This window comes from Candidatus Nitrotoga arctica (genome assembly GCF_918378365.1).
In the GTDB taxonomy this organism is placed as follows: Bacteria; Pseudomonadota; Gammaproteobacteria; order Burkholderiales; family Gallionellaceae; genus Nitrotoga; species Nitrotoga arctica.
This window is the reverse complement of sequence record NZ_OU912926.1, coordinates 2,039,957-2,055,766: the sequence shown is the minus strand read 5'-3', so window position 1 is coordinate 2,055,766 and position 15,810 is coordinate 2,039,957. Positions and strand designations below refer to the sequence as shown.

The following is a 15,810-nucleotide window of genomic DNA, read 5'->3' as shown; positions in this document are numbered from 1 at the left end:
AGTTGTTGTTATTGGAGTTTAATAATAACAGATTTTGGAAATCATTAAGATTGCCCGCTTTTTCCCGTATGAAGGGTCAAGGAATTGACCTGTTTTACCGCACTCCAGTTCGAGCCGTTATGGAACAAGCCCCTTCTAAACGACATAGGTTGTTGTAAATTTGCTTAACGAGGATCACGGAAAGGTTTCACTGTTCCGCAGTTTTCACTAATCCATCGACCATCAGTGTAGGCGCGTTCACTAACAGGATTGCCCTGTACAACTCCATTGAATTCAGTTCGCCCGGTAAAGCTCTCTGGACTCGTAAAAATCCCCTCAGTTACTCCATTCCCCTTGAGGACAGAGTTCTCACAGATAAGGTTTATTTTGTAGTCGTTTCCAGTTTGGACAGCATTTTTAACATCACATCCATATTGATTTTGATTCAAAACAGTTGGAATTTTTTGATTTGCCATTTCCTGGGTAATGCAAACTTGAGAGGTTGCTGCACCATTATTAATCTTGGGCATATCAAATCCGTACTGTTTAGCCAAGTTCGTCAAATTTTGCATTTGATCCGGCGGAATCATTGGCACGAGCGATAATAAGCCTGATGTCGTCGTCATTTCCCATAATCCCGGGCGCATATGAGATTCTGCCGAGTTTGCTGTTGATACCGCGAGCAACAATGATAATGAAAGAATAATTTTTTGCATCGGGCCTCCTGAACGTGATTGATAGTTAATGGTTCAAAGTGAGTCAATTTAGAAGTTTGTATTATAGACTTTTGATCATATAGGCTTGGCAGAATCTCTCGGTGGGCCAGAAGAAACATAATCATAAGCATTTCTCCACTATTGATACAGCCAAGTGGAGTTTGAAGTGGCAAGGTACAGTCACTGCGCAATTTGGCAGTTTGACTGGCAAATAAGTTCAAATATATCCTAACTAGACTAATAAGCACGGGTGGAGCCTCATCTGTGAGCTTTAATGTTGACGCTATCCGAAAATAAATCTACATTAAATCCCGCCAGAATATGAAACATTAACCATACCGAGAGAGCGCCATGCCCACCAGCATCAAATCAGTTTTGCAAGAAACCCGTGTTTTTCAACCTGCCAATGCATTCGTCGAACAAGCTAATATTTCTGGTATGGCAGCCTACCAGGCTCTATGCAGTGAGGCGGCACAAAACTATGAAGAATATTGGGCACGGCTAGCACGCGAGCATATCGTATGGCACAAACCGTTCAATACAGTGTTAGATGAAAGTCGCGCGCCATTTTACGAGTGGTTTGCGGATGGCGAATTGAATGTTTCTTATAATTGTCTGGATAAGCATCTGGCAACGCAACCTGAAAAAACTGCGCTGATTTTTGAAGCGGACGACAGCCAAGTGATCAAGATTTCCTACCGCGAGTTACACGCTCGCGTGTGCCAGTTCGCCAATGCCCTAAAGTCACGCAATATTCAGAAGGGTGATCGTGTAGTTATCTATATGCCCATGAGCATTGAGGTAGTGATAGCGATGCAGGCATGCGCGCGCATTGGCGCAATCCATTCAGTCGTTTTTGGCGGTTTCTCTTCCAGAAGTTTGAACGAGCGTATCGAAAATGCGCAGGCGTGTGCCGTCATTACTGCTGATGCGCAATTCCGCGGCGGTAAGATGATGCCGCTCAAACCAGCCGTGGATGAGGCGCTTAGCATGGGCGGTTGTGATGCAGTGCATAGCGTAATTGTTTATAAACGCGCGGGCAATGATGTTCAGTGGAATGCGAAACATGACCTGTGGTGGCATGATCTGATTGACGGTCTCCCATGCACATGCGAACCGGAATGGGTGGGCGCGGAACATCCATTATTCATTTTATATACCTCAGGTTCTACCGGAAAACCCAAAGGGGTGCAGCATTCCAGCGGCGGCTATCTACTCGGCACAATGGTTTCCATGCAATGGGTATTTGACTATAAGCCTACTGATATTTTTTGGTGTACCGCTGACGTGGGCTGGGTGACTGGCCACAGCTATGTTGCATATGGCCCGCTGGCGATGGGTGCGACACAAGTGATATTTGAGGGTGTGCCCACTTGGCCCGATGCCGGGCGTTTCTGGAAGATGATTCAGGACCATCAGGTCACCACTTTTTATACTGCGCCCACCGCCATCCGCTCGCTGATTAAATTAGGTGGCGAATTGCCGAAACAATACAACCTTTCCAGTCTGCGTTTGCTCGGTAGCGTAGGCGAGCCGATTAATCCAGATGCATGGATGTGGTATTACACCGTAGTCGGCCAGTCGCGCTGTCCCATTGTGGATACCTGGTGGCAGACTGAAACTGGTTGTCACATGATTGCACCACTGCCGGGAGCAATGGCAACCAAACCTGGTTCCTGCACCCTGCCATTGCCCGGCATAATGGCCGCCATCGTTAACGAAGCAGGTGATGAAGTGCATGACCAACATGGAGGATTTCTCGTTATCAAACGTTCCTTCCCGTCTCAAATTCGCACCATATGGGGTAATGATGAGCGCTATCGCAAAGGCTATTTTCCAGAAGAAATGAAAGGCGCTTACTTGGCGGGCGATTCAGCACACCGCGACGAAGACGGTTATTTCTGGATCCTGGGACGCATTGACGACGTACTGAAAGTATCCGGCCACCGCTTGGGAACTATGGAAATAGAGTCTGCGCTGGCGTCCAATTCGTTGGTGGCGGAAGCTGCTGTCGTTGGAAAGCCGCATGAGATAAAAGGAGAGGCCATAGTAGTATTTGTGGTGTTAAAAGGCTCGCGGCCGAAGGATGCCGCTACCGCAAAACAAATTTCAGAAATTCTGCGTGAGTGGGTCAGCAAGGAACTCGGTCCAATCGCCAAGCCGGACGAAATTCGCTTCGGTGACAATTTGCCCAAGACGCGCTCCGGCAAGATTATGCGTCGTTTGCTGCGCGCCCTTGCCAAGGGTGAAGAAATAACGCAGGACATTTCGACGCTGGAAAATCCGGCGATTCTTGAACAACTAAAGCACGTTATTCAATAAACCAGGAATTGCAGCTGGCGTAGCTTTCCATGGCTTGGACCTGGAGCGTAGCGCCTTTTCGCTCAAGACTATTTTCAACATTTAGAAAAACACCCACACTCCAATATTGTTATGGATACGCAAGAGTATAAATATAAAATTAAAGAAACGTTTAATAATGCGGCAGAAGGCTATGACAAGCCCGCACTGCGCTTTTTTTTAGCGGCGGCAGAACATTTGGCGAACAGCATGAAGTTTGCTGGAAATGAACATGTGTTGGATGTAGCCACTGGCACAGGCTTGGTTGCGCTGGCTTGTGCACAGCGGCTGGGCGCAGGGCATGTGACGGCCATTGATTTATCCGATGGAATGTTGGCGAAGGCGAAGGTCAAAGCTCAGCAACAACAGTTAACCAATCTCGATTTTTTATGTCTGGATATGGAGGCCTCAAATTTTAACGCCGACTCATTTGATGCCGCTTGTTGTGGTTTTGGCATCTTCTTCCTGCCTGATATGGAGGCCGGATTCAAAGCCATCGCCAAACATGTTAAACCCGGTGGCGCTATTGGAATTTCAAGCTTTACGGGCGCTGTTATGGATCCTCTAGCGCAAAAATTTATCGAGCGCATTTTGACCTATGGGGTAGCTATGCCATCGCTATCTTGGAAACGACTGGACAGCGTAGAGAAAATCCATATTTTGTATCAAGCAGCGGAGCTGGAACGATTGCATACGTATACCTATCAGGTTGGATACCATCTTGCCGGGTTTGAAGAGTGGTGGGATGTTTTATGGTATAGCGGCTTTCGCGGCTTATTGAGTCAGCTTTCTTCATCTGATTTAGCACGCTTCCGGCAATCGCATCAGGAAGAAATAGAATTACTTGTCGAAGAGCAAGGCATTTGGATGAATGTGGAAATTCTCATCAGCGTGGGCTATAAGCCCGTATAGAGGCAGACCCCTGCTGTTATCCGGCTACACTCACACAGCCGTCATTGCCACAACAACTTTAGTCAATATGTCTCTCCTCCCGCAAGATTCGTTCATGGACTCATTACGCGACCCTACTGTCCGCGACCTCGCGTGGGTTATCGGTTCGCCGGGATTGCTGGATGAAACTTGGGCGGCGTATGCCGGACGCGTGGTGGAAGACGAATGGTGCCGCGCGCAATTAAAAACATGTGTCCAGTGGTTGGCTGGATTGGATCATGACCCGCACAGCCTGCATGACTTTATTGCCCAGCGTCCAACACGCCGCCTTGGCCAATATTTTGAATCGCTCATTGCATTCTGGTTAGCGCACATACCTGATACGCAAATTTTTGCCACCAATTTGCAGGTTCAAAATGCGCAACGCACCTTGGGTGAATATGACTTTTTATTTCGTGATGCCGATGGAAATACTTGTCATTGGGAAACCGCCGTAAAGTTCTACCTGCAAGCGGAGCCATTGTCCGAGCAACATGCATTCATCGGCCTTGCGGTGCGCGACCGGCTCGATATTAAATTGGATCGCGTATTTCAGCATCAACTTGAATTAGGCCACACACCCGCCGGGCGCGCAGCACTGCCACAAGGGGTAGCGCTGAAAAAAACACAAGCTTTCATCAAAGGCTACTTGTTCTACCCTGTAATACAAGTGGGAAAATCTTTTATTCCCATCACACCAATCCCTGGCGTATCTGTCAACCATTTGTCCGGCTGGTGGATACGCCACCCAGTGGGTGTACTACCGCAAGCAACACCGGATAGCTACTGGACTATATTGCCACGCTTACGTTTTCTGGCCCCGGTGCGCCTGGATGCGGGAGCCAGCGTGATGCAGCATACTGAGATAGGCGCTGCACTCGATGCACATTTCGCGGTTTCCGACGAATCTGTGCAGGTGATCGAGCTCCAGCGCAATATGGATAATAGCTGGCGCGAAGCGACACGCGGATTTGTAATGTGCAGTAAATGGCCAGTTATCAACACTTGAAATAAGGGGGGGAAAAATGGAGCGGGCAAAGATCAAATGGGAGCTGGTAGGTGGTGAGTTGTCTTTGGCGTTGTCGGTGACGGCGGCAACAGAGAAGCGTGGATCAGCAACGAAGCTACAGCAGCGCATGGATCGCATCAGTCAGTTGCCCAAGCCGCCGCATCCGCTTCGGCAATCATGCTGCCCAAGTGAGGAGCGCTGAATTTCATTTGTTCATGCCTTGCCGATATTCAATCTCAGCATCAGCGTCATCGGATGCAACGGCGACGACTGAAAACCGTAGTGCTCGTAGAACTCCTTGGCGCGGTCGTGAAGTGCATGCACCAGCAGAGCTCGGACACCGGCGTTCTGAGAAACCACCACAGCCCGGTTGACGGCGTCTTGCAGTAGGGATGCGCCAAGCTTAATGCCTTGGGCATGGTGGTCAACCGCGAGCCGAGCCAGAACCATTACGGGAACGGGATCGGGCATGTTTCGACGCACAGAACTGGTTGCCATCTGATGCGAGACAGCGCCCGCAGCCATGGCATAGTAGCCGTAAACATGACTATCCTGATCCGCCACTACAAACGTGCGGCTAGCTCCGCTCATTTGGTTGACCATTGCGCGGCGCTTGAGCCACTCGTCGAGAACGCCCTCGCCGCACTCAAATCGATCCAAAATGTGGGTGGTGGCGAGTGGCTGAGGTGCGTTGAGTTGCAAACTCATGCTTTGACGGTGGCCCAAGGAGCTGTCACGGCCATGAGGCGCTCAAGCCCTGGATTTGGGCTGGGCGGGGCGTCGAGCATTGCCGTGAACTGCTGGAACTTGTCGGTATTCAGGCTGAAAAAAACCTGGTCAAGTATTACCGCCTGCGCGGCTGAGCAGGCAGCCTCGAGCATGAAATCCGAACGGTTCTTGCCTAGCAGAGTTGCAGCGTGATCAATTAAATCTCGTTGCTCGGGCAAAGCCCGTAGGTTGATGGCGGCGTCGCGCATGGAATTCTCCTTTCGGTGCATACACAATAGATACACGAAGCATAGCCATCTGTGTATCTATTGTCAATACGTTGGTTGCTATCATCCCGGATTTGATGTTCCCAATACCGCCGCTGCCAGATGCTGCGCTCAGTTTTGGATTGGCGACTGGCACGAATATACTCTTCACCGTTTTCATGGCTGCATGCAAGTCATTAATATGCCGCATCAATAAATCGGAGCGCCGTTTGGCCGGATTCACAGTGAGAAGATGTGCCTCCCACTGCATCGCAACGTTGGTAACGCGGGTGTTCATCCGCTCCATACGATGGATTCATTGATAGACATGACGGAGGTTACTTCTTCTCAGTATTCGGGACGTTCCAGATTTCGCGAGCCATGCTACCCAGCTTTGCTTGTCGGGAAATCACCGCTTCTTCATTCCAGTCGGCAAACGGTTCGAGTTCTCGAACAGCGCGGTCGATGCTCGTATTCGTCCCAATCTTGGGTCGCTCAGAAATGGAGTGAACCAACAACAGCTTGGACTGCGGATAGACTAACCGCTTCTTCGAATACGGCTTATTTCCCAACGACGCGTTGATCGGCTTCTCGACCAAGACAAGGTTACCCAAGCGATTGATGATTGCTGGGTCTGAGACATTTCCAAATTCATCGAGTGCTTCCTGACATGGTTTTTGTGGCTGGATGTGCTCGATCTGAAACTCGTTTGCTACATAGTTCTTCAACCACTTCGTGCCTTCTGTTTCGCCGTATGCGCTGACCTCTACATATTGGTTAAGCTTTGCGAGAATGTAGCGCAAGCGATAAACCTGAAGTTCTTCGGAAGTCATTCGCTTGAATGCGTCGTCGAATCTCCCGGATAGGGCAGCCTTTGACGGTTCAATGCGTTGTCGCAGGAACAGCTGTAAAGTTTCCTCTGTTTTTGCCTTCTTCAGTTCAGGTGCCCATCTGGCAAAGTTTCGCTCGAAATCACGAGTGTTCTCGCGGCTCGCCACGTAGATGAAAAACAAGTTTTCGACCTCGCGAACCAACTGGCTGAACAGCACATCTGGGAGATGTCTTCCTGCGAGCAACAGGATCAAATGTTGCCTTGCTGCGCTGCCCCCAAGGAATTGCAAGCTCTGCAATTCGGGACGTTGCTTCCCAGATGGGTCGCATCCCTTGAGGAATAGCCCGTAGGCTTTTGCGGCATCGAGCAGCTCTTTCGCGAATTTCAGCGAGTCGTCCGCGTAGCCGCACACCTTCTGATTTTTCGAGAACCATCCGTAAATCTCGTCCTCCCTCAACGCTTCCACGCTATAGCTGCTAAAGATGAAATAACGAAGGAACCGAAGAGGCTTCTCCCCAGCATCGAAGATGGTGTCTTGAAGTTCCTTCCAAACCTTCTTTAGTGCCTCAAACTCATCCTGGTCCGACTTCATGAACAGTAGATTCTTCAACAGGTCCATGGAATCGAGTCCAATACCACGGTCATTGATCGTCTCAAAAATCTTGAGTGCCTTGGCGACGTCTTCCGTTTGTATGCGGATGAGCTTCACCTTGTTGATGAAATAACCGTAGAAAACCCGAAGGGCGTCCGGATTGTCACCATACTGCTGGGTGAGGAACGTCATGACTGACGAATAGGCATTCAGAATGTTCTCAATAGAACGGGTCTTTTGGCCATTCGCAGGATCTTCTTTCTTATCAGCGATTCCAACAAGCACATCGCCACTGTCTTCATACTGCAAATCCAGCCGATACCGGAACACATCGCGTCCGTGAGCATCAGAAGATGTCGTCGCGATTTGGGGAGCAAGGGCTCCAGGTGCCTTGTAGCCGAGAACTTCGAATCGATCCCGAATCGCACACAAGATCAGGAAGAGTGTTGTCATCCGCTGCTGCCCGTCAATGAGATCAAAAACGCCATTCTTGCTTGGGCACACGACGATACTGCCGATGAAGTATTCCGGTGCCTTTTCTGGATCAGCTCCATTGAGCTCACCATAGATATCGGTCAGCAACTGCTCAACCTGCTCAGACTGCCAGACATATTCTCGCTGATAGTCGGGGACGGAGTAGAACCCTTGAAATACTTCGGAAATTTTAATGTCCTGACTCTGAATGCTTTGTGTGCTCATAATGTGATTGTTGTTTTCATTTGAGATGATAGTTATCGTTTTTCTTGACCATGTGGCCCCAAGAGTTCTTCCCATAGCGTAAGCACCGATGTGGTGTCGATTGCTTTCCTGTCAATTCGATAGGGTGATTGGTTATTCAGGCGCATCTTGTGTTGTAGTGCGCGTAGGTTGCGGTAGCAGTTGCTGACCGCTTCCGCCAATTCTACTTTTATTAATCCTAATTCACCGGCGAGCAGTAATAGTGCCAAATTGCCGCTGTTAGCAGTCAATTTTGGCTCGGTGTGAGCATGTGCCAGTATTAAAAATTGCACTATGAACTCGATATCTACCATGCCGCCGCGATCATGTTTGATATCGAACAAATTGCTGTCATTTGGATGGGTGTCCAGCATTTTCTGCCGCATTGCCACGATCTCCTGGCGCAGCACATTCAGATCACGCGGTTTGCGCAACACGTTGGTGCGAATGATTTCAAATTGTTTGCCCACTTGTGCATCTCCGGCACAGAAGCGCGCGCGTGTCAGCGCCTGGTGTTCCCACACCCAAGCATGATGCTGCTGATATTCAGCGAATGCGGGAATGGAACTGACCAACAAGCCGCTAGCGCCATTGGGGCGCAGGCGCAAATCGATCTCATACAAACGGCCCGCGGAGGTATAGCTGCTTAATAAGGTATTGATGCGCTGAGCCAGCCGGGCATAGATTTCTGCTGCGTCGGGATGCGGGTCGTCGTACAAAAAAATCAGGTCGAGATCGGCAGAATAGCCAAGTTCGCGCCCACCCAATTTGCCGTAGGCAATAATGGCAAATTGCGCTTGCTGTTGGTGCTTCTTGCGCGCGTCACGCCAGCACAGTTGCAACACATGGTGCAAAATCAGGTCGGCCAAGTTGCTGAGATGATCGCTTAGAGTTTCCAACGGCAACAGCCCTTGCAAATCCATTGCCAATAAATGGAATGTTTGGGCATGCTGAAACTGACGAAGCACATCCATTTGGCGTTCGGTATCCGTATTGCATTGATCCAGTTGTGTCAACAGTTCAGTATCTAGAGCAATCCAATCGGGTGCATGGTAGATTTCACGCGCATCAAGCAACTCATCCAGCAGAATGGGATGCTTGATTAAGTATTCGCACGCCCACTCACTGGCGCTGGCAAGTCCGATCAACCGTGGCAACACCTTGGGATATTCGGCCAGAAAGGCCAGATAGGAGGCGCGTCGACTAATGCTTTCCAACAGATTGAGTATGCGTAGCAAGGTTTGGTCACGGTTGCTCGGCACAGCACATAGCGTGATGAACTGCGGGATCAATTTGTCCATGCGTTGGCGGCTGGTGTCCGGCAGTTGGCGGTAGCGGCCACTGTCACGGATATGCAACAGCCGTTCAGCTAGGGTTGCTGTGTCTGCATAATCTAATTTGCCAAGGTCTTTTTGTAACGCTTCCGCGTTCAAATTTTCGTGCCAAAGCGTACTTGTTATCGTGTTATCTTTTTGCGTGCTGAAAATTTGGGCGAACTGACCGCTTACTAACGAGCGGTGGTGATTTAATTGTTTCAACATGGCATCGTAATCTGGATAGCCCATGTCTTCGGCTAGCAACGCTTGATCGGTAATATTTTTAGGTAAGCCATGAGTTTGCTGGTCATCCAGATATTGCAGGCGATGCTCCAGATTACGCAAAAACACATAAGCTGCACTCAACCCTATTACGGTATCTGGGGTAAGTTGGTCGTTCTCGCGCAGAAGTTGCAATACTTGCAAAGTGGGACGGATACGCAGGCTGGCATCGCGCCCACCCCGTATCAATTGAAAAACTTGGGCTATAAACTCAATTTCGCGGATGCCACCTGGCCCCAGTTTGATATTGTCAATTCGGTCGCGTCGCTGCACTTCCTGGCTAATTTGTGCATGCAGCTTGCGCATGGATTCGAATGCGCCGAAGTCGAGATATTTGCGGAATATGAAGGGTTGTACGAGTTGCATAAGTTCTTGCGTAGCGGGATATTCTGCCGGAGAGATGACTCGAGCTTTAATCCAAGCGTAACGTTCCCATTCTCGACCTTGTTCTACCAGATATTCCTCCACCGCTGCGAAACTCATCACCAATGGTCCGCTGTCACCATAAGGCCGTAAACGCATGTCCACGCGGAATACATAGCCTTCTTGGGTTAATTCGCTAATCAGGTTAATGAGGCGACGCCCCAGGCGGGTAAAAAAATCGTGGTTACTTATACTGCGAGAACCATTGCTGTTGCCATCTTCCGGGTAGACGAAAATAAGATCAATATCAGAGGAAACATTGAGTTCCATGCCGCCCAGTTTGCCCATGCCAATTACCAGCAATTGTTGCGGCGTGCTGCTTAGTGCACCTATCGGCTGGCCATACTGTTGCACCAGTGTTTCCATAATAAAGTTTTGCGCGCGCCCTACGCTTAGCTCTGCCAGTGCAGACATGCAGGTCATTACCTCCTCCAGATTGGCCAGTCCGCCCAGGTCGCGCGTCAGTAGCTTGAGCATGACTCGCTTGCGCAAGCAGCGTAGCGCGCGTGACAGTGAATCTTCATTCGTTACTGGTATGGTGGCTAGCCATGCCGCCATTTCATCCATATTGCACGGTTGAGCATAGTGCGCGCGCAGCCACGGTAGTAATTCTTCCTGGCTATCGAGCAGGCGTTGTGCATATCGACTACCACGCAGGGCGCGCTGTAAAACAGTGTCAAAATTAGCAGAAATGGGCGCGATGACGGTATTCATTGAGGGGGCTTAGGGTTAAACTGTTCGCATCTTTATGGTTCATTATAAATCTGCTATGCGTGCCTTGGCTTGTTTGTTTACATGGTCACTTGGCCATCCCATCTTATGTTGAGAGTTTGCTTGCGCTTTTGTGGGCGCTGTTGCAATCAATTAACACGATTCGCACTATTGGGTGCAGTGTTGCTGTTGTTCGCCGGCGGGGGATTGTTGTTGATATTGCGTTACTGGATATTGCCGGATATCGAACGCTATCACGACAACATCACCGCTATGGTCAGTCACGTGGTCGGTCAGCCAGTGACTATTGGCAAGATTGAGGCAGACTGGCATGGCATTCGCCCGCATCTCTTGTTTACCGATGTACTTATTCTGGATAAACAGGGGCAAACTTTGCTCGCATTGCAGCAAGTGGACAATGTGGTGTCGTGGATAACAGCTCTGACCGGTCAGGTGCGCCTATATAGCCTGGAGATTAACCAGCCAGATCTGGTGATAAAACGGGACGCGCAAGGCTTGTTGCATATCGCTGGCATGAAAATGTCGAGTAATATTCCCGGCCAACCTGCGGATCACGGGCTGGCGGATTGGTTACTGCACCAAAAACACATTGTAGTTCGTGGTGCTCGCATCACTTGGCAGGACGAGCAGCGTGCTGCGCCCCCATTAATATTAAATCAAGTGAACATGCTCATTGAAAACAGTGGGCGCCGTCACAGTTTTTCGTTGCGAGCGCAACCTCCAGCGGGATTGTCTGCGCAATTGGATCTCCGGGGTGATTTTTTTGGTGCCAGCTTTGACAACTTCAATGCTTGGCGCGGGGAGCTATATACCCAGCTGGATTATGTCGATGTTGCCGCTTGGAATACATGGTTACCGCTACCTATTTCACCCAAACGGGGTAGAGGCGCGTTGCGTGGTTGGCTGGGAGTCGAGAACGGAAAAATCAACCAGTTTACTGCTGATCTGGCGCTGGCTGACCTACAGACACAATTGGCCGATGATTTGCCGCTGCTCGATGTGATCAAGTTGCGCGGGCGTGTTGAATGGCACGACGTGGTTCGGGGCTTTGAGATTTCCACGCGGAAATTATCCTTGCAGATGAGTAATGACCTGGTGTTGCAGCCCATTGATTTATACATGCGTTTTGCAGATGCTACAGACAAACAACCTGCTAGTGGTGCGGTGCGCGTCAATACGCTGGATATTGACCGTTTCACCAGCTTGATGCATTTCCTGCCGTTGACGTCTAGCCTGAAGCAGCAGCTAGCTAAATTTGCGCCTCAGGGGCGTATGTCCGATGTGCAGGCAAAATGGCGGGGTGATTTTGACAAGTTATTGAATTACGAGATTAAGGCGCGTTTCGACGGACTATCCATACGGCGCGCGGGGAATGTTCCTGGATTTACTCGATTGAGCGGCCAAGTGGATGGTAACGACGCCAACGGTACGCTGTCACTTAACACACGAAATTTGTCGGTGGATGCGCCACTGATTATGCCGGAGCCTTTGGCATTTGATTCACTCATTGCACAGTTGAGTTGGCAAAAGCACGACCGCGGGATGGAAGTCAAGTTTAATAAGGTTTCTATAGCTAACGCAGATCTTGCCGGAAATCTTTTTGGTAGCTATCAGTCACTACCTCAAAGTCCTGGTCTGATTGACTTGACTGTTCGCCTGACGCGCGCCGCAGTGCAGCATACCGCTCGCTATATTCCATTGGTTGCTTTGAATAACGAAGCCCACACTTGGATACGAAATGCGTTGATCGACGGGCAAGCAGATGATTTTAATCTGCGCCTAAAGGGTAATTTGAATGATTTTCCGTTTGATGGAAACCGTAAGGGCTTGTTTCAAATCCGGGCGCGTGCAACTGGAGTGACAGTGGAGTACGCCAAAGGATGGCCTCGTGTGGAAAATGCCGTTGCAAAATTGGTGATTCAGGGTAAACGGCTTGAGGTGACTGCTCCGACCGCTATGACTGCGGGCGGGTCTGTGAAAAATATTAGTGTCATTCTGCCGGATATAGAAAGTCCTGGCCTGCTATTGCAAGTGCGGGGCGAGTCGGTGGGTGAAACGAAGCATGGTCTGAATTTTATTCAGCAAAGCCCGGTGCGCGGGTATATCGATGGCCTCACTGACAACATGACGTCGAGTGGTATTGGCAATCTGAATCTACAAGTGGACATTCCATTGCGTGGTAGTAAGCCGGCAATAGTTTCCGGCCATTATCATTTTCTCGACAATGAAGTGAGCTTGGGCAAGAGTGTGCCAATTTTACATAAAGTTAATGGCGATCTGCTGTTCAGTGAATCATCGCTACGCACGGAGAACGTCACGATGCAAGTTTTTGGAGGACCTGCCACCCTAATAGTGCAGAGCAACAAAGGTGGCGCTGCAAATGCAAAGATAGCTGGGCGCGCAAATATAGACGCTCTACGTGAGGCAGCGCCGCATTCGTTGCTAGATTATCTGCATGGTAGTAGCGATTGGGAGTCAGAAATTACGGTTTTAAAAAAACACATCAGTATGCAGCTCACTTCCAATTTGGTCGGGCTGGCATCTGACCTGCCCGCGCCATTTACAAAGCGCGCCAGCGAGATTATTCCGCTGCGCTTCGAGATGAATAGCATGACTCCGCAACAGGACTTGTTATCGGTGCAATATGGCAAACTCCTCAGTGCGAAATTTTTGCGTTGGGATGAGGGAGGCGAGCGGGTCATCAAGCGCGGCACAGTCAATTTTGGCAATGCGGGCAAGTGGTTGGAAAAGGATGGTGTGTGGCTCGTCGGCACCCTGCCGCAGTTATCGATGGAAGGTTGGGGAGCGCTGGCTAGTGCGTCGGACGGATTGACACCGGTCGGTATCGCAGGTGTCGATTTGCTGATCCAGAAGATCAATGGGTATGGTTATATGGCAGATGATCTTCGTATCATTGCACGCAATATTAATGGCACGATTGCTGCGCAACTGGCAGCTAAGTCAGTTAATGGCGAAGTGAGTTGGCAGCCGCAGGGTAACGGTAAGTTTGTTGCTCGTTTGAAAAACTTGTCTCTGGAATTGGATCGGGACGAAAGTGGCAAAAAGAAAAGTACGGCAATTCCATCTATTGCTATTAAAAAAAATGTTGCTAGCATGAAACACCCTGCGCTCGACGTGGCCGTGAGCAGTCTCATACTGAATGGAAAAAATCTGGGCAAGCTGGAGTTATTGGCGCAACAGCATGAGCGCGACTGGCTGTTGGAGCGCTTAATTATCACTAACCCAGACGGTGAGTTGACTGCGGATGGAAAATGGCAGATGGGCCCTGGCGGGGAGCAGACTCAAGTCAACCTCAAGCTGGAAATCAGTGATGCAGGGAAAATTCTGGGCCGTTCCGGCTACCCAAATAGCGTGAAGGACGGCAGCGGAGAACTGGAAGGGACGTTTTCTTGGCCCGGCCCTCCTGCTGAATTCAGCTATGCCACACTGGATGGCACGCTCAAGCTGAGTACCGGAAAAGGACAGTTCCTGCGAATCGATCCGGGTCTTGGTAAGCTGCTCAGCATTTTGAGTCTGCAAGCGCTGCCCAAGCGGATTACGCTGGATTTTACGGATGTGTTTAGCGCTGGTTTTAAATTTGATAGCATCAACGGAGTGGCGCAAGTCAAGAACGGGATGCTGTTTACCGATGATTTTAAAATTGAAGGTTCGGCCGCCAAAGTGACAATGAGAGGGCAGGTGGATCTAAACCAAGAAACGCAAAACTTGCGTGTGCGCATTCTGCCTACTGTGGGGAACACAGCATCCCTACTGAGCGCGTTTGCTGCTGGTCCGGTAGTAGGCATTGGGGTCTTCATTGCCAACAAGATATTGCGCGAACCGCTCGATAAGTTGGCGTCATTTGAATACAATATTACGGGTGCTTGGGCCGACCCGAATGTAGAAAAAGTGGGTGTAAGCAAGTCTGTTGCGTCACCATGAAATAATACTATGAAAGAATTGGAAGTATGCAAGAAGAAAATGCTACCCAACGACGTGTGGCTGCTCACGCGCAAGCAAAGACTTTCAAGGTTGCTGCCGTGCAGATGGCTTCGGGACCCAATGTACCGGCCAACCTGAGCGAGGCACGCCGCCTGATCGAAAAAGCTGTGGATCAGGGGGCGCGCTTGGTTGTATTGCCGGAATACTTTCCCATTATGGGACTGAATGATACGGATAAATTGGCAGTGCGTGAGCAACCGGGCAGTGGCGCGATCCAGACTTTTTTGAGCGAGACTGCGCGTGAGCATAAAATCTGGCTGGTTGGTGGTTCCATCCCGTTGGTTGCTGATGCGCCGGATAAAATGCGTAATGCCTGCCTGGTGTATGACGATAAGGGGGAACAGGTTGCGCGCTATGACAAAATCCATTTATTCAATCTCGAACTCGGCAATGAGCGTTACCATGAGGGTCGTACTATTGAGGCAGGTGAACAGGTAGTGGTGGTAGATAGTCCGTTCGGCCGCATTGGTTTGGCAATTTGTTACGATTTGCGTTTTCCTGAGTTGTTTCGCGCTATGCACGATGTAAATATTATTGTGTTGCCTTCCGCTTTCACTGAGACTACTGGAAAAATGCATTGGGAGATATTGGTGCGCGCGCGCGCCATCGAAAATCTGGCTTATGTAGTGGCCGCAGGGCAGGGCGGTTATCATATCAACGGCCGCGAAACACACGGTAATAGTATGATCGTCGATCCGTGGGGGAGAGTGCTGGATCGATTGCCACGCGGCTCAGGAGTCGTGGTCGCGGAAATAGATCCATCCTATCATGCTAGCTTGCGCGCCAGCTTGCCAGCGCTGTCTCACCGTACGCTTACCTCATGTTAGGTGTAAACATGTGAAGCGCCTGGCTCTTGGAGTGCATAGTGAGGAAAGACTTGATGCAAAGCTTGTCTCTTTGAACAGTATTCTTTTTATGGTGGAACCCTATGCGACTTTATATATATGACTTGATATATAGAAGTCC

12 protein-coding genes are annotated in these 15,810 nt (G+C 49.9%); 6 read left to right on the top strand and 6 right to left on the bottom strand.

Annotation, left to right across the window (positions count from 1 at the left end; translation table 11 throughout):
• Positions 1–164 precede the first annotated feature (164 nt).
• The gene (locus MKZ32_RS09360; protein WP_239797027.1) at positions 165–695 is read right to left on the bottom strand and encodes a DUF3617 domain-containing protein; all 531 of its coding nucleotides are present in this window, start codon (positions 693–695) and stop codon (positions 165–167) included.
• Positions 696–1,046: 351 nt separating this feature from the next.
• On the opposite strand from MKZ32_RS09360, the gene acs reads away from it, so the two are divergent.
• From acs to MKZ32_RS09340, 4 genes are all read left to right on the top strand, one after another.
• On the top strand, positions 1,047–3,017 hold the full coding sequence (gene acs / locus MKZ32_RS09355) for an acetate--CoA ligase (RefSeq protein ID WP_239797026.1): 1,971 nt from the start codon (positions 1,047–1,049) through the stop codon (positions 3,015–3,017).
• 111 nt (positions 3,018–3,128) lie between these two features.
• Positions 3,129–3,947 carry a class I SAM-dependent methyltransferase gene (locus MKZ32_RS09350; RefSeq protein WP_239797025.1) on the top strand — a complete coding sequence of 273 codons (819 nt, stop codon included), beginning with the start codon at positions 3,129–3,131 and terminating at the stop codon, positions 3,945–3,947.
• A gap of 94 nt (positions 3,948–4,041) precedes the next feature.
• Complete coding sequence (locus tag MKZ32_RS09345; protein WP_239797024.1) at positions 4,042–4,974, top strand: DUF1853 family protein; 933 nt, start codon at positions 4,042–4,044, stop codon at positions 4,972–4,974.
• A 16-nt stretch (positions 4,975–4,990) separates the two neighbouring features.
• The gene (locus MKZ32_RS09340) at positions 4,991–5,176 is read left to right on the top strand and encodes a hypothetical protein (RefSeq protein ID WP_239797023.1); all 186 of its coding nucleotides are present in this window, start codon (positions 4,991–4,993) and stop codon (positions 5,174–5,176) included.
• An 11-nt stretch (positions 5,177–5,187) separates the two neighbouring features.
• On the opposite strand, the gene MKZ32_RS09335 is transcribed toward MKZ32_RS09340, so the two are convergent.
• From MKZ32_RS09335 to glnE, 5 genes are read right to left on the bottom strand one after another with little or no spacing between them, the layout of a single operon-like run.
• Positions 5,188–5,682, bottom strand: coding sequence for a GNAT family N-acetyltransferase (locus MKZ32_RS09335; RefSeq protein ID WP_239797022.1), 495 nt, complete (start codon positions 5,680–5,682; stop codon positions 5,188–5,190).
• On the bottom strand, positions 5,679–5,951 hold the full coding sequence (locus MKZ32_RS09330) for a type II toxin-antitoxin system TacA family antitoxin (protein WP_239797021.1): 273 nt from the start codon (positions 5,949–5,951) through the stop codon (positions 5,679–5,681). The genes MKZ32_RS09335 and MKZ32_RS09330 overlap by 4 nt, the downstream gene beginning before the upstream one ends.
• Entirely contained in the window at positions 5,896–6,246 is a 351-nt protein-coding gene (locus tag MKZ32_RS09325; protein WP_239797020.1) for a hypothetical protein, read from the bottom strand. The genes MKZ32_RS09330 and MKZ32_RS09325 overlap by 56 nt, the downstream gene beginning before the upstream one ends.
• A gap of 40 nt (positions 6,247–6,286) precedes the next feature.
• The gene (locus MKZ32_RS09320; RefSeq protein ID WP_239797019.1) at positions 6,287–8,071 is read right to left on the bottom strand and encodes a DUF262 domain-containing protein; all 1,785 of its coding nucleotides are present in this window, start codon (positions 8,069–8,071) and stop codon (positions 6,287–6,289) included.
• Positions 8,072–8,103: 32 nt separating this feature from the next.
• Complete coding sequence (glnE, locus tag MKZ32_RS09315; RefSeq protein WP_239797018.1) at positions 8,104–10,824, bottom strand: bifunctional [glutamate--ammonia ligase]-adenylyl-L-tyrosine phosphorylase/[glutamate--ammonia-ligase] adenylyltransferase; 2,721 nt, start codon at positions 10,822–10,824, stop codon at positions 8,104–8,106.
• 105 nt (positions 10,825–10,929) lie between these two features.
• On the opposite strand from glnE, the gene MKZ32_RS09310 reads away from it, so the two are divergent.
• Positions 10,930–14,784, top strand: a complete 3,855-nt coding sequence (locus MKZ32_RS09310) for a YhdP family protein (protein ID WP_239797017.1) — start codon at positions 10,930–10,932, stop codon at positions 14,782–14,784.
• A gap of 26 nt (positions 14,785–14,810) precedes the next feature.
• On the top strand, positions 14,811–15,671 hold the full coding sequence (locus MKZ32_RS09305) for a carbon-nitrogen hydrolase family protein (RefSeq protein WP_239797016.1): 861 nt from the start codon (positions 14,811–14,813) through the stop codon (positions 15,669–15,671).
• The last annotated feature ends 139 nt before the right edge of the window (positions 15,672–15,810 follow it).

What these genes read in the sequence shown, in the direction of transcription:
- MKZ32_RS09325 (WP_239797020.1), bottom strand. Translation starts at nt 6,246, where the DNA reads ATGAACACCCGCGTTACCAACGTTGCGATGCAGTGGGAGGCACATCTT.
- MKZ32_RS09345 (WP_239797024.1), top strand. Translation starts at nt 4,042, where the DNA reads ATGGACTCATTACGCGACCCTACTGTCCGCGACCTCGCGTGGGTTATC.
- MKZ32_RS09335 (WP_239797022.1), bottom strand. Translation starts at nt 5,682, where the DNA reads ATGAGTTTGCAACTCAACGCACCTCAGCCACTCGCCACCACCCACATT.
- MKZ32_RS09350 (WP_239797025.1), top strand. Translation starts at nt 3,129, where the DNA reads ATGGATACGCAAGAGTATAAATATAAAATTAAAGAAACGTTTAATAAT.
- glnE (WP_239797018.1), bottom strand. Translation starts at nt 10,824, where the DNA reads ATGAATACCGTCATCGCGCCCATTTCTGCTAATTTTGACACTGTTTTA.
- acs (WP_239797026.1), top strand. Translation starts at nt 1,047, where the DNA reads ATGCCCACCAGCATCAAATCAGTTTTGCAAGAAACCCGTGTTTTTCAA.
- MKZ32_RS09330 (WP_239797021.1), bottom strand. Translation starts at nt 5,951, where the DNA reads ATGCGCGACGCCGCCATCAACCTACGGGCTTTGCCCGAGCAACGAGAT.
- MKZ32_RS09340 (WP_239797023.1), top strand. Translation starts at nt 4,991, where the DNA reads ATGGAGCGGGCAAAGATCAAATGGGAGCTGGTAGGTGGTGAGTTGTCT.
- MKZ32_RS09310 (WP_239797017.1), top strand. Translation starts at nt 10,930, where the DNA reads ATGTTGAGAGTTTGCTTGCGCTTTTGTGGGCGCTGTTGCAATCAATTA.
- MKZ32_RS09320 (WP_239797019.1), bottom strand. Translation starts at nt 8,071, where the DNA reads ATGAGCACACAAAGCATTCAGAGTCAGGACATTAAAATTTCCGAAGTA.
- MKZ32_RS09360 (WP_239797027.1), bottom strand. Translation starts at nt 695, where the DNA reads ATGCAAAAAATTATTCTTTCATTATCATTGTTGCTCGCGGTATCAACA.
- MKZ32_RS09305 (WP_239797016.1), top strand. Translation starts at nt 14,811, where the DNA reads ATGCAAGAAGAAAATGCTACCCAACGACGTGTGGCTGCTCACGCGCAA.